Genomic DNA, 14,538 nt, shown 5'->3' on the forward strand with positions numbered 1-14,538 from the left:
TTTAGCTTTAACACTAAATCACGCTTTTTATATCAATTCTACAATATAATTTTTAGATAAAATTCTGACTTGCAAGCTTTTAAACTAAAACTTAACATTCAAACATAACTATGAGCTAGCTCTCTGCAGCTGACTATTGAACATTTGTTCATATTTTGCTGCTTCAGGCATTTTAGCTTCTTTCAAGCCATTTACGATAATTTGCATTTCGTACAAGGCTGTCTGAATCTCTCTAGTATCGCTACCACGACGTTCAGTCAAGTAATATTCTAGAGCTTTATTATTACGATTCATCATGGTATCTGCAATTTGAAGAGCCGTTTTCTTATCTCCAACCGCCAAGTATAAGGCTACATAATTAGCACTCAACTGATCGTAAGGAATAGTCTTGTCAGGCATTACCTTCATTTCATAATCCAACGCTTGTTTTGCTTTTTGCAATTTACCTTCACGTACCAATTGGTCTACCAATCTTAAGAAGCTCAAGCGAGCTGTAACTACTGGTACTTCCAAATAGAAGTCTGAATGATAATACGTTTGAGGATTATCCAAATCACGCCAAGCCATTTTGGTTGTCATGTTGTTATACATGATATCTGTATTCACGAAACCGTCTTTAGCACCAGGAACCTTGAATGGCATCAAACGATACGCATAACCTTCCAACTGCATAAACTCTTTCATATTCAAATAGCTACTGCTTGCCAATGTTGTTGCAAAGTAAATTGGGCGTTTCCAACCCTGAGCAGCATTCTGTGCAATAATGTCTAATTGAATCAATTCAGGTTTCATAATACCGCCTTTACCCACACTCCAGCTAATTTGATCTGTCAAGAACGGATCCATTTCTTTTGGAACAATACCTGATTTTTTCACTTGATCTACATTCACAGGAAGGAATACAGTTTCTGAAGGCATTGTATTAATCATAGAACCATCTTGCAATGGAACTTTAATCGCTGGGTTATCATCCTTCACCAACTTCATGTATTCTTGCAAATTGATACCTGTTTTTACATTAGGGTTTTCGTAGAACAAGATTTGGTCATTTACACCTTCTAAGAAACGATCTTTTGTCAAAGAAATCGGTAAAGCTTGTGACTCGTAAGTCTTACGTTTCATTTGGTCAATGTACCAATCAGTACCCAACAACGACAAGTTACATACTCGCACGTCTGTACGGAAACCTTCCACCTCTTGAACATACCATAATGGGAATGTATCGTTGTCACCTCCTGTAAATAATATAGCATTTGGCGCACAAGAGTTCAACATGTTTCTTGCGAAATCTACTTGGTGATAACGATGATTTCTATCGTGGTCATCCCAGTTTTGCTGAATCAATATCACAGGAACAATCGCAGAAAGCGCTGTAGCTGCAATACCACTTGAAGCTCCGTTTTTAAAGAATTTCGACAACCATTCTGCTAATTGCATTACCCCCAAACCAATCCAGATAGCAAAGAAATAGAACGAACCTACATAAATATAGTCACGTTCACGTGGTTCTGTTGGCGGTGAGTTTAGGAATACAACCAATGCCAAACCTGTCAGTAAGAACATTAGAATTGTTACCAAGAAATCTTTTTCGTTTTTACGATATAAAAGATAGAAACCTAATAGTCCTAAAATTAAAGGAAGATAGAAGTAATTATTTCTTGCTTTGTTAGTAGCCAAAAGCTCTGGTAAAGCTCCTTTTCGGGTATAGTCAATCACTCCAGCATCTTGAATGTCGCTTTCGCGTCCTACAAAGTTCCACAGCAAATAACGCATATACATGTGTCCCATTTGATGCGAGAACATGAATTTTAAGTTATCCCCAAAGCTCGGTTTTTGTCCTTCTGGAATACCCAACATTTCTCGATATAATTCAACGTGTTGTGGTGAACTAGAATAGATACGTGGGAAAAGCATCTGACCATCTTTTGAATACGTTACTTTTTGCTTGTGATCATATACCACATATTTGCCATCCTGCATTTTGTAAACAGGAGCTCCTTGCTCTACACTTTCAACCTCTGCTGTATAGATAGGGCCAAACAACAATGAACGGTCTCCATATTGCTCACGACGCAAATATTTCAAGAAGTTGAGGATATTGCTTGGGTCATTTTCGTTGATTGGTGTATTATAATTTGAACGAACCAATGCCAAAGTATAAGACAAATAACCAATTAATACGAATGACAACGCCAACATACCGATATTCAAATTAACCTTGTTTTTCTTCTGAGAATAGGCAATTCCGCCTACCATAACTCCGATAAACAAAATTAAGAATACCACAACGCCAGAACCGTATGGCATTCCCATGCCATTTACCATTCCTAATTCAAAACTGAATGCAATTGATGGAAGTCCAGGGATAATTCCAGAGTTGATAACTCCTAAGATAACCAAACCCGCAAAAATAGAAGCGAACCCGCCAAGGTAAGTAGGTTTTGGATATTTTTTGAAATAGTATAACAACGCTAACGCTGGAACCGTAACCAAGTTCAATAAGTGAACTCCGATTGATAAACCAACGATATAAGCAATCAAAATCAACCAACGGTTAGCCGTAACTTCATCCTCAATGATTTCCAATTTAAATGCTGCCCATACTACCAAAGCTGTAAAGAATGATGACATGGCATATACTTCGGCCTCTACTGCAGAGAACCAGAACGTATCTGAAAAAGCATAAGCTAATGAACCAACAACACCTGAGCTTAACAAAATAAGTGCTTCGTTGAAAGTCAGTTCTTCAAATCGCTTGTTAAGAACTTTTCTACCAATCAACACAATAGTCCAGTGCATAAACAAAATAGTCAAGGCACTCGAAACTACCGATAACATGTTTACCCAATAGGCTACCTGCAATACATCACCTGCTGCAAAAAGGGAAAATAATCGACCCAACAAGAGGAATAATGGTGCCCCAGGAGGGTGTGGAACTTGAAGCTTGTAAGCACAAGCAATGAATTCACCGCAATCCCAGAAAGAAGCTGTTCTTTCTACAGTTGCAGCGAATACAATTAATGAAATAACAAAAACGGCCCAACCAACTAAGTCGTTAATCTTTTTAAAGTTGTTCATTAGGAGATACTTTATCTGTTTTAGAGTCTATGAATACTGTATCCGACAGTATTGTGCAAACGGAATATTTCGCCTTTCAAAGTCAAAAATAGCAAAATAGGCCGGTGTATTTACTTTTAGTTTAGTTAAAATGTGTTAAAATGACTGTTTAATGTCAGCTTTTCCAAAAGAAATGATTATCTGAAGTGGCTCATTATTCAATTATTTCAACCGTCTAAACAACAAAAGACCTCACAGAGAGTTGTCTGTGAGGTCTTTCTGAAGACATTTAGACACCTTCAAACTGGCGCAGGAATCGTACGTCGTTCTCGGTAAATAATCTTAAGTCTTTTATACCATATTTTAGCATGGTGATACGTTCAATACCCATCCCAAAAGCAAAACCTGTATATTCTTTCGAATCGATACCACAGTTTTCTAATACATTAGGATCTACCATACCCGAACCAGCAATTTCTACCCATCCAGTGTATTTACAAACGTTACAACCAACTCCTTTACAAATCAAGCAAGAAATATCGATTTCAGCTGAAGGCTCTGTAAAAGGGAAATATGAAGGACGATAACGTACTTTTGTATCTTTACCGAACATTTCTTTGGCAAAGTGATAAAGCGTATCTTTCAGGTCTTTAAAACCAACATTTTTATCAATATATAAACCTTCTACTTGATGAAACAAACAGTGTGCACGTGCCGAAATAGCTTCATTACGATATACACGGCCTGGCATAATCGAGCGTAATGGAGGTTGTTTTTGCTGCATCAACCGAATCTGTACGTTTGATGTATGTGTACGCAACAATACATCATCTGCTACATTTCCACCTTTTTTCTCAATAAAGAAAGTATCTTGCATCTCACGAGCAGGGTGATTTTCTGCAAAATTTAAGGCTGTAAAATTATAGAAATCAGTTTCGATTTCAGGACCGTCAGAAACGTTGAAGCCCATTTTCTCGAAGATTTCGATAATTCTTGCACGAACTACATTCAATGGATGCAAAGTACCATTCTCTTGAGGAACAACAGGCAATGTCAAGTCAAACTCAATACTAACTGCATTCTCAGAAGAAGCCTCAAGCAAAGCTTGCATCTCGTTAAATTTGTTCTGAGCAAAGTCTTTGAGGCCATTCAATTGCTGACCAATTTCTCTACGCTGTTCGGCTGCTACATTTTTTAGTCCATCGAAAAGCTCGCCAATAACACTCTTACGCCCTACGTATCCTATGCGGAATGCCTCTAGCTGGTCTTTGTTTTCAATCACGAAAGCATCAACCTGCTGATGTATTTCTTGAATTTTCTCTTGCATTTATTCTAAATATCTTAAGTAAATGGCTTTGTTCGAATCCCAAAATCTTGAATCTGCATCGCTAATTGATTCAAGCCAGTACAATGGGTCTGCAAAATTAATAATTTAAGCCGAAGCAACGAGGTTTTAATAGGAGGTTTTTCGAAAATGTCAATAGAAGTTATGAGTAGCGAAGCATTCGTGTTCTGAAATAAATTAAAATTAGGTGAATCTTCTATTGCTTCTTCGTTTTGTCTGTATCATAGCCAACTTTTAAACGCACAGGAGGGTTATCCGAAAAATTCAGGATTGCATCTACCAGTCCTTTCACTTTTGCAAATACGCTTTTCTTCTTAGCAGTAGAATCTTTCTCTTCCTCACTAAATACCAATTTTATCCTAAGTTTCTTTTTAGGATTATCCATAAATTTTTCGACTGCTAAAACTGGAGGAGCTTCCTCGGAAGCATAAATTGCTGTACCATTTCCGAGCATTGATATACTAAAAACTAATAGGAACGTTTTAGTAAAATACTTTTTTGAAGGGAGAGCGTTCATCATATAAGTTCAATTAGGTTGAGTCGATTGAGTACGTTCTAGAGCATATTATTAACTATATAACAAATTAATCATCAATCGTCCATAAAACCAAATCATAACAAAACAAAAAGCTCATCACCAAGTCTGATAATGAGCTTTTTGTCTATGTCTTAGATTTCAATCTTATGCTCGAACTCTCACACGATTGAAATGCTTATATAACTTCTGAATTCTACCTTCTACATCTTTATCAGAATCAATGAGCACGCTGATATTTTGCACAGCATGAATAACAGTACTATGATCACGACCACCAAAATGATAACCGATAGATTTCAAAGGTAAATTGGTAAACTCCTTCATCAAATACATGGCTACCTGACGTGGAAATACAATTTCCTTTTTACGGCTTTTACCTTTCAAATCGGTCATTGTGACGTCAAAATGAGCAATAATCGCATCAAAAATATTGTCTACCGTAATTTCTTTTTCGTTATCGACTACAATGTTTTTCAAGGTAGTACGAGCCAAATCCATATCAATTTCACGACGATTCAAAGAGGCATGCGCCATCAACGAAACAATCACACCTTCTAATTCACGTACGTTGGTGTCTACACTATGAGCCAAATATTCAATAACTTCATCTTTGATATAAATGCCATCTGCCTGCAATTTCTTTTGAATAATGGCAATACGAGTCTCAAAATCAGGCTGTTGCAAATCTGCTGTCAACCCCCACTTAAAACGAGAAAGCAAACGGTCTTGCATACCCGCCAAATCACGAGGAGGGCGGTCAGAAGACATAATAATTTGCTTACCTGATTGATGCAAGTGGTTGAATATGTGGAAAAACGACTCTTGCGTTTTTTCTTTTCCTGCTAAAAACTGAACGTCATCCAAAATCAATACATCAATCTGCATATAGAAATTCGTAAATGCTTGCAAGGTATTATTACGAATCGCATTGATGAATTGATTGACAAATTTTTCAGAAGACACATACAACACAAATTTGTTAGATTGTGTGCTTTTAATATAGTTCCCTATCGCTTGAATCAAGTGTGTTTTTCCCAAACCTACTCCACCATAAATCATCAAAGGGTTAAATGACGTAACGCCAGGGCGTTGTGCCACAGCCAAACCTGCCGAGCGTCCCAAACGGTTACAGTCTCCTTCTACAAAATTGTCGAACGCATAATGTGGATTTAAGTAAGAATCCAACTCCAAAGAATCCAAGTCCTTTAATTGAAATGGACTTTCGTAAATTGTTGGCTCAGGACGTCTCTGTACTGGTGGTGGTGTAGTACTTTTCTGATTAGGTACATTTAAAGCAATAGGAGGATTCTTTCGATCGCCTTTATCTACGATAATAGAATACTCAAGCATCCCCTGACGACCCAAAGTGTAATCAATAGCTTTGCGTAGGGCATGTACATAATTTTCCTCAAGCCATTCATAAAAAAACTGGCTTGGGACTTGTATGGTCAATGTGTTATGTTGAATTCGAAGAGGAACTATGGGTTCGAACCACGTCTTGAAGCTCTGTTCATTGACTTCTTGACGAATAATTTCGAGGCACTTAGCCCACACTTGCCTTGTTTCGGTTTGCATGGTTGGGGTAAATTTTTAAAATAATGGCGAAATCAGATGTCCTATACACAAACCTCTGGTAGTTAAGCATTTAACTTTTTTGTAAAAAGCAATGACTTGTCTTGTGCCAAATCAAGCCACAAAAATAGTAAATTTTATCATCAGAAAACGCTATTGGGATGAGATAAATCATTTTTTGAACAATCTCAAAACGATTCTCTTAACTACTTTCCTTGACTATCTTATTTGAGCAGAGGTTTTGTTTATTTGAAAGATTTTACCGTATTTATCAAACAAAGTAAAGCCTAAATTATAAAAAAACTCAAAATACAACACACTATATTTCAGTATATTAATCAACCGTTTAATAAGTTATTGACTATTATGTCTGTTGAGTTCTCCCTAAAATAAAGTCATTCGTTCGTGATATCTACTATAGTTTTGTTCTATAAAAAATACAATAAAATCCTTTTGAATATCAAGTTTTGGAGATTTTTTGGTTTGATAAATCTAAGACATTACATTTGTCCAACTTTGAAAAATTAAATTATTTGAAATCTATTTTCAATATGGCAGCATCACTCTTTGAAGACTTTCAACCTCATTCTAAAGAGGTTTGGAAAAATCAAGCAATCAAAGATCTTAAAGGAAAAGACTTTGACCAAACGCTGATTTGGCAAGCCGAAGGCGACTTGCGTATTGAGCCTTATTACAATCATGAAGACTTATCTTCGTTGCCAATAGAGTTGGTACAAAGTGCGCAAAATAATGCGATTATTGCGACTTGGCACAATCGTGAAAAAATCATTTTTTCAACCGAAAAGGCAACAAATCAGCTTATTTTAGAAGCCATCGAGTGGGGTGCAGATAGTGTAATTATTGATTTTGAAGAAAAAGACATTACTTCTATCGACTTCAAAAAACTATTACATCAAATCAAACTTTCTGAGATTTATGTCTTTTTTAAAGTCCAAAATCAGAGTGTACAACTACTAGAAACACTAGCGTCTTTGATTCCTTATCAAATGAAAGGAGGAGTACAAGATGACTATTTAGCAAGTTGGATGAATACTGGTGTTTTATCAAAAGATAGTACAATACAATTAACACAAACTATTAGAAAAGTACAAAATCACCCTCAGTTCAAAGCTCTTTTGGTATCGGGAGAAGTGTTTCATAATGCAGGTGCAAACAGCGTACAAGAAATTGCCTTTACTTTGGCCAATGCGCTGGAATATATTGACCAACTTACCGAAGCTGGTTTATCTTTGGAGGATATTTTGAACAAAATTGAATTTAGTGTTGCCGTTGGGACAGACTACTTTACTGAAATTGCCAAAATTAGAGCCATGAGATACTTATGGCAAAAAGTATTATCTGAAGGATACGGTTTTGAAAAAGCGAGTGAATTTCCAGTTGTGATTTCGGCGCACACTTCAACCTATTTTGATGCAGCCCTAACGCCAAATACCAATATGCTTCGTGCCACAACCGAGGCGATGTCTGCTATTATTGGTGGTGCAGACGCCCTAGTTTTACATGCTTATAACTCGACCTTCGAAAATGAAGAGAGTTTTGGGAAAAGAATTGCTCGCAATATTTCAACCATTTTGAAAGAAGAATCGTACCTTGACAAAGTAAATGATCCATCGGCTGGAAGCTACTATATCGAGCATTTAACCTTCGAATTAGCTCAAAAAGCGCTACTACTTCTGCAAGAGGTAGCCTCATTAGGCGGCAGTATTGCAGCATTTGAACAAGGGTTCATTCAAAATACAATTGCTCAAAATCACAATAGTCGTCAAGAAGCTACAACTTCTGGCAAACGTGTTATGGTGGGTGTCAACAAATTTAGATTTGATGAAAAGCCGTTTGTTTATGAAGCAAAAGAAGCTCAAACATCAACAATACCATTATTAAGAGCTCAAAGATTATCAGAAGTTGTAGAAGCTCAGTAATCGTCTCAGTGAGGAATAACAAAACAAAGCTGTAAAACCAAAAATTTGTTTGATGACTTTATGAAACCAAATCTTTCAAATATTCAATTGCAAGAAGGAAAAGCCAAGGCTGTTGCTTCTACGTCTTCCAAATTTTGGAAATCTCCCGAAGGAATTCCTGTAAAAGTGCATTTTACTCAAGCAGACCTCGACGATGCCGAGCATTTGAGATTTGCCGCAGGTTTACCACCTTACCTTAGAGGTCCATATTCGACCATGTATGTCCAACAACCTTGGACTGTACGTCAATATGCAGGGTTTTCAACTGCCGAAGAATCCAATGCTTTTTACAGACGTAACTTGGCAGCAGGACAAAAAGGACTTTCGGTAGCCTTTGACCTTGCTACTCACCGAGGTTATGATTCAGACCACCCACGTGTAACTGGAGATGTTGGAAAAGCAGGGGTAGCAATCGATTCGGTCGAAGATATGAAAATTCTTTTCGACCAAATTCCTTTAGACCAAATGTCGGTTTCGATGACCATGAATGGCGCAGTATTGCCCATAATGGCTTTTTATATTGTAGCAGCAGAAGAACAGGGCGTTGGCCCTGAAAAACTGTCTGGTACTATTCAAAATGATATTCTTAAAGAATTCATGGTGCGCAATACCTATATATATCCGCCAGAGCCTTCGATGAGAATCATTGCAGATATTTTTGAATACACCGCTCAATTGATGCCAAAATTCAATTCTATTTCTATTTCTGGCTATCACATGCAAGAAGCAGGTGCTACCGCTGATTTGGAATTGGCATATACCTTGGCTGATGGTTTGGAATATCTTCGCACGGGTATTGCGGCGGGTCTTGATGTAGACAACTTTGCTCCTCGCCTATCCTTTTTCTGGGCTATTGGAATGAACCATTTTATGGAAATTGCCAAAATGCGAGCGGGTCGTTTGCTATGGGCAAAAATTGTGAAACAGTTTAACCCCAAAAATGATAAATCCTTGGCTTTGCGTACGCACTGTCAAACGTCGGGGTGGTCATTGACGGAGCAAGACCCATTCAACAACGTTACTCGTACTTGTGTGGAAGCCATGGCTGCTGCTTTGGGACATACCCAAAGCTTGCATACCAATTCACTTGATGAGGCTATTGCACTTCCGACTGACTTTTCGGCTCGTATTGCTCGTAATACGCAATTGTATATTCAAAACGAAACTAATATCACGCGTGTCGTTGACCCTTGGGGAGGCTCGTATTATGTAGAATATTTGACAAAAGAACTGGCAAAAAAAGCTTGGTCATTAATTGAAGAAGTAGAAAGTTTAGGTGGAATGGCAAAAGCAATCGAAACTGGATTGCCCAAAATGCGTATCGAGGAAGCTGCGGCACGTAAACAAGCCAGAATCGATTCAGGAAAAGATATTATCGTTGGGGTAAATAAGTACAAATTGTCAGAGGAGACTCCAATTGAGATTTTGGAAGTAGATAATCAGGCTGTACGCTTATCACAAATACAAAGATTAGAGCAAATTAAGGCTGTCCGTGATAATGATAAAGTAGCAAAAGCTTTAGAAAAAATCACAGAAGCTGCCAATACCAAACAGGGAAACTTACTAGCTTTGGCTGTAGACGCTGCCCGCGAGCGTGCTACGCTCGGCGAAATATCTATGGCACTCGAAAAAGTGTATGGTCGCCACAAAGCTATTATCCGTTCAATTTCAGGCGTATATTCATCAGAAGTGACAGACGACGAGAATTTCAGAATTGCCAAGGAAATGGCAGACGATTTTGCCAAATTAGAAGGTCGCCGACCACGTATTATGGTGGCAAAAATGGGACAAGACGGTCACGACCGTGGCGCCAAAGTAATTGCCACAAGCTTTGCTGACTTAGGTTTTGATGTGGATATTACGCCATTGTTCCAAACGCCAGAAGAAGTTGCCAAACAGGCTGTCGAAAATGACGTTCATGTAGTTGGAGCATCAAGCTTGGCTGCTGGACACAAAACGCTTGTTCCAGAGCTTATCAATGAGCTTAAGAAACTCGGTCGCGAAGATATTATGGTAATTGCTGGAGGAGTAATCCCTGCGCAAGATTATGCATTTTTGTATGAATCGGGTGTAAAAGGAGTTTTTGGTCCTGGTACAATCATATCGATTGCGGCACAAAAGATTTTGAAAGAATTGATGGACTAGTTCATTTTTATGAGACATTACTAATTGAGTGAATGGTGATTTAGTGGTTGAGTGATTATTTCATAAAGAAATTTACTAAATCATCATTCACTCAATAGTATAGCTCTTATACCTTTTTGGCTTTATAACCTTGTTGTGTTAGCCAAGTAACAACCTTCTCTCTAAAATCACCTTGTAGGATGATTTCACCATCTTTCACAGAACCACCACAACCACAAAGATTTTTAAGTTTTTTACCCAAAGTATTCAAGTCATCATCATTTCCAACAAAACCTGTAACAAGTGTTACTTGTTTGCCAGCACGAGCCTTTTTATCTAATAAGGCCTTCAAATTTTGTTGATTAGGAGGAAGTGTTTCCGCCACTTCTTTTTCCTCAAATTCATATTCAAAATCAGGATTTGTAGAATAGACAACTCCTAATGATATTTTTTTATTTTTTGACATGGTAAATGATTCCTATTGAGTTAGAGTACCAGTTTTTTTAATTCATTATTAACAAAGCTTTCCAACTTTTCTTTATTGGGCAACTGTAATATATACTTACTAACAAAAATATCTTTATCTGTATCAGCAATTGCATATTCCACCAATGCTTTATTTTGATCTGTAACCAATAATATTCCTACAGGGGGGTTATCGTTACTATCTTGAAAATTTTTTTTATAATAATTCAAATACGTTTTGAGCTGTCCAATATGTTCATGTTTTGCTTTTTCAGTCTTTAATTCTATTAAAACATGACATTTTAAAATCCTATGATAGAATACTAAATCTATGAAATAATATTCATCTCCTATTAAAATTCTTTTCTGTCGAGCTTCAAAGCAAAATCCTATCCCCAATTCTAACATAAACATTTGCAAATGTTCAATTAACGCCTGCTCTAGTTCAGTTTCTTCAATAAGATGTGGTTGCGAAATATTTAGAAATTCAAAGAAATAATGTGATTTGACAAAATCTTCTCTATTTTGAGGCGTTATTTTGTTTTTTACGACTTCAAATGCTTTTTCTTTATTCTCTGAAAAACCTAATCTTTCGTATGTTAACGTTGCGATTTGTCGCTTTAACTCTTTTACAGAAACTTGTGTTTTTAAAACTAATAGCTCGTAAAATTCTCTCTTTATTTCATCTTCAATTTTAATAAGCTCGGTGAAATGTGTGTAGGATATTGTCCTAAATATTTCTTTTATATACCCTATTTCTCTTTCTTCCATCATGTTTGCAGATTTTTGGGTTGATAACCCAAAAATTTCATTTTTAATGAAATCCAGTTCAGAATCAAATATAGGTGATTCTGGTTTTAAAGAAAAAACATTAGAAATCCGAGTTGGTAAAAGTAAACTAAACTGAGGATATGTATGGTAAAATTGCCTACACCTAGATAGTTCAGGAGCAGTAAGCCCTTTGATTTGTAAAATAGCTGCTAAATTGTGAAGTAACTGGCTTCCATAAGAGGCTCTCTTCTCCTTTTTGTTCAAATTCTACAATATAAAAGCCTACAAGCCAATTTCGGAGCGTAATATGAATATTAACAGCCTTAATAGACTGCTGCTGCAAATATCTATTAGTATTATGGATAGAGGCTACTAGCGATTGAAAATTCATATTATTAAAGAATCTATTAAAATGAAATTACCCTACTCCACTACCCCAGCCACAACTTTCAGCGATTTTGGTTTGATATATACCCGAATCTCGTTGGTATCTAACTGTAAAGGTTCGCCATCAAAGTGAATCAATAAAGGCTTTTCAGACTTGAGCACATAGTCTTCCGAAACCTCCATATCAATATAACGAGAGTTAGGCAATGTTCCTCTAAACAAACGTACACCGATAATTGGAGCTGCTCCAAAAGGGAATGGCTTCAATACAACGAGGTCGATTAAGCCATCATCGATTTTAGATTTTGGCGAAATCAAGGCATTATTTCCATATTGTGTAGCATTAGCAAAGGTGATAGAAAAGGCCATTTTAGCATAATCTTTTCCTTGATGCGAGATCACATAGGCTTCGGGCTTATAAGTTCTAAATGACTTTAAAGACATTTTAGCATACGTTTTCAAACCTCTTGACTCCTGTTGAGCAAACTCATTTGCCACAAAAGCATCAAACCCAACTCCTGCAGTACAGAAAAAGGGAATTTCATTCAAATAACAAGCATCTATTTGGGCAGTAGGTTGCTGAATAGCAAACTGAATCGCTTTATCAATTTTTAAAGGTATATTCAGGTGACGAGCTAAACCGTTTCCAGAACCAATCGGAATGATACCAAGCGCAGTGTCTGAACCCACCAGCCCTCGAGCTACCTCGTTGACTGTACCATCGCCACCGACTGCTACAACACGGCTAATACCCTGCTGAACGGCCTGTTGAGCGATTTCGGTTGCATGACCTGCATATTCTGTTAAGATTAATCTACAATTTGCCTGTTTGTTGATAGCTTGAATTATTTTATTTCTCTTTGCTGGGGTTGTGGTTCCAGACTTAGGATTTAAAACAAACCAAATCATAATATTATGCGAGTTTACGAGACATACGCCCGATCTATAATTTATAAGTGTTTTAATCAATCACCCAAAATCTCTTGGAAGCGTATTTCTATGGTTGAGTTGCGAAAAGCATATACTAACTGAAAAACACAAACATGAAGATAATCATTATAATAAAAGAAAGATACATAAGGCCATCTACCAAATAGTAATCTTTATATTTATCTACAAATTCTTTGAATTTCATAAAAATAATTATCTTTATTTGAGCTGAATTGATAAGAATTCAAAACTACAAAATTTTGGAGGGATGTATTCTATCTATTTGGATAAATCTCATATTTAGCACCCTAATTTTATCTATTTCACATGACAAAGCGCTTCATCTTTTCTGTATTATTTTGCTTAATTGGTTTTATCAGTTTTTCACAAACTAATAAAGACCGTCAAAAAATTCTAGAAATCTTAGACAAACAAAATCAAGCTTGGAATCGAGGCGATGTAGTCGCATTTATGAAAGGTTATTGGGAGTCTGATTCTTTGATGTATATTGGTAAAAGCGGAGTAACGTATGGTTATCAAAAAACATTGGCTAGTTATCAGAAGAATTATCCTGACAAAGCCAGCATGGGTACTCTGAAGTTTACCATCATCAAAGTAAACTTTCTAGGACCCAACAATTGCTTGTTGGTAGGAAAATGGGCTTTGACTCGTCCAGAAAAGGGTGATATTGGCGGTCATTTTACCCTGACATGGCAAAAAACCAAAGGCGAATGGGTTATTATTGCCGATCATTCTTCATAAGGGATTTTTGTAAGAAGTAACAACATATTGGTTATGATTACAGTACTAGAGAACACTCAACCAATCACGTGTTATTACTAAAATCAAAATACTCGAAGTATATTTGTAGAAAATTAAGAAATGAAGTGACCAACAAATTGATAGCACTTTATTCAAAAAATCTTTTCATTCATGATTGCACTCAATACAGTACATCGTCATAAGTTTTCTTTTACACAAGATGACGTAATTTTATTTGCAAAAGTATCTGGAGACCATAACCCTCTTCACTTAGATACTGAATTTGCGGCTACAACTCCATTCAAACGCCCAATTATTCATGGAGCCTTAGCTTCGAGTATTTTCTCTAAAGTAATGGGTACGGAATTTCCTGGTTTTGGAAGTGTTTATTTAAAACAAGTTTCCGAATTCAAACGCCCAATGTTTGTTGATACAGATTATGAAGCGGTATTTACAGTAGTAAGTATTGATGAGAAAAAGCACATAGCAGAAGTCAAATGTGAGATATTCGATGTTGCGACCAACAAGAAGACTACTGATGGTATGGCTACGATTATGAATGCAGAACAGTTTTAGTAAACCTAATAAAGCCCATCACCGATTTAGTC

At 36.7% G+C, this 14,538-nt stretch carries 11 protein-coding genes; 4 read left to right on the forward strand and 7 right to left on the reverse strand.

Going from position 1 to position 14,538, the window contains the following annotated elements; all coding sequences use genetic code 11:
• Positions 1 to 108 precede the first annotated feature (108 nt).
• The 4 genes from QM481_RS07700 to dnaA all read right to left on the reverse strand — a co-directional run bounded on the left by QM481_RS07700 (position 109) and on the right by dnaA (position 6,515).
• On the reverse strand, positions 109 to 3,078 hold the full coding sequence (locus QM481_RS07700) for a glycosyltransferase family 117 protein (RefSeq protein ID WP_283381313.1): 2,970 nt from the start codon (positions 3,076 to 3,078) through the stop codon (positions 109 to 111).
• A 268-nt stretch (positions 3,079 to 3,346) separates the two neighbouring features.
• Entirely contained in the window at positions 3,347 to 4,384 is a 1,038-nt protein-coding gene (gene pheS / locus QM481_RS07705; protein WP_166549143.1) for a phenylalanine--tRNA ligase subunit alpha, read from the reverse strand.
• A 214-nt stretch (positions 4,385 to 4,598) separates the two neighbouring features.
• Positions 4,599 to 4,922 carry a hypothetical protein gene (locus QM481_RS07710; protein ID WP_283381314.1) on the reverse strand — a complete coding sequence of 108 codons (324 nt, stop codon included), beginning with the start codon at positions 4,920 to 4,922 and terminating at the stop codon, positions 4,599 to 4,601.
• A gap of 162 nt (positions 4,923 to 5,084) precedes the next feature.
• Complete coding sequence (dnaA, locus tag QM481_RS07715) at positions 5,085 to 6,515, reverse strand: chromosomal replication initiator protein DnaA (protein WP_166549145.1); 1,431 nt, start codon at positions 6,513 to 6,515, stop codon at positions 5,085 to 5,087.
• Positions 6,516 to 7,063: 548 nt separating this feature from the next.
• Here dnaA and QM481_RS07720 point away from each other — a divergent pair.
• Both QM481_RS07720 and scpA read left to right on the forward strand, forming a co-directional pair.
• Positions 7,064 to 8,452 (forward strand): methylmalonyl-CoA mutase family protein, encoded by a 1,389-nt coding sequence (locus QM481_RS07720; protein WP_283381315.1) that lies wholly within the window; start codon positions 7,064 to 7,066, stop codon positions 8,450 to 8,452.
• 60 nt (positions 8,453 to 8,512) lie between these two features.
• The gene (gene scpA / locus QM481_RS07725; RefSeq protein ID WP_374760882.1) at positions 8,513 to 10,636 is read left to right on the forward strand and encodes a methylmalonyl-CoA mutase; all 2,124 of its coding nucleotides are present in this window, start codon (positions 8,513 to 8,515) and stop codon (positions 10,634 to 10,636) included.
• 106 nt (positions 10,637 to 10,742) lie between these two features.
• Here scpA and QM481_RS07730 read toward each other — a convergent pair whose 3' ends face one another.
• The 3 genes from QM481_RS07730 to QM481_RS07740 form a co-directional block, all read right to left on the reverse strand.
• Positions 10,743 to 11,081 (reverse strand): translation initiation factor, encoded by a 339-nt coding sequence (locus tag QM481_RS07730; RefSeq protein WP_283381317.1) that lies wholly within the window; start codon positions 11,079 to 11,081, stop codon positions 10,743 to 10,745.
• A 20-nt stretch (positions 11,082 to 11,101) separates the two neighbouring features.
• A complete protein-coding gene (locus QM481_RS07735) occupies positions 11,102 to 12,115 on the reverse strand; it encodes a PDDEXK nuclease domain-containing protein (RefSeq protein WP_283381318.1) in 1,014 nt (337 codons plus the stop codon).
• 159 nt (positions 12,116 to 12,274) lie between these two features.
• On the reverse strand, positions 12,275 to 13,147 hold the full coding sequence (locus QM481_RS07740) for a diacylglycerol/lipid kinase family protein (protein ID WP_166549149.1): 873 nt from the start codon (positions 13,145 to 13,147) through the stop codon (positions 12,275 to 12,277).
• Between the two features lie 348 nt (positions 13,148 to 13,495).
• Here QM481_RS07740 and QM481_RS07745 point away from each other — a divergent pair, with 348 nt between their 5' ends.
• Positions 13,496 to 13,930, forward strand: a complete 435-nt coding sequence (locus tag QM481_RS07745; RefSeq protein ID WP_283381319.1) for a YybH family protein — start codon at positions 13,496 to 13,498, stop codon at positions 13,928 to 13,930.
• Between the two features lie 171 nt (positions 13,931 to 14,101).
• Positions 14,102 to 14,506, forward strand: a complete 405-nt coding sequence (locus QM481_RS07750; protein WP_283381320.1) for a MaoC family dehydratase — start codon at positions 14,102 to 14,104, stop codon at positions 14,504 to 14,506.
• Positions 14,507 to 14,538: the final 32 nt, after the last annotated feature.

It is taken from the genome of Flectobacillus rivi, from assembly GCF_030056655.1.
Taxonomy (GTDB): Bacteria; Bacteroidota; Bacteroidia; order Cytophagales; family Spirosomataceae; genus Flectobacillus; species Flectobacillus rivi.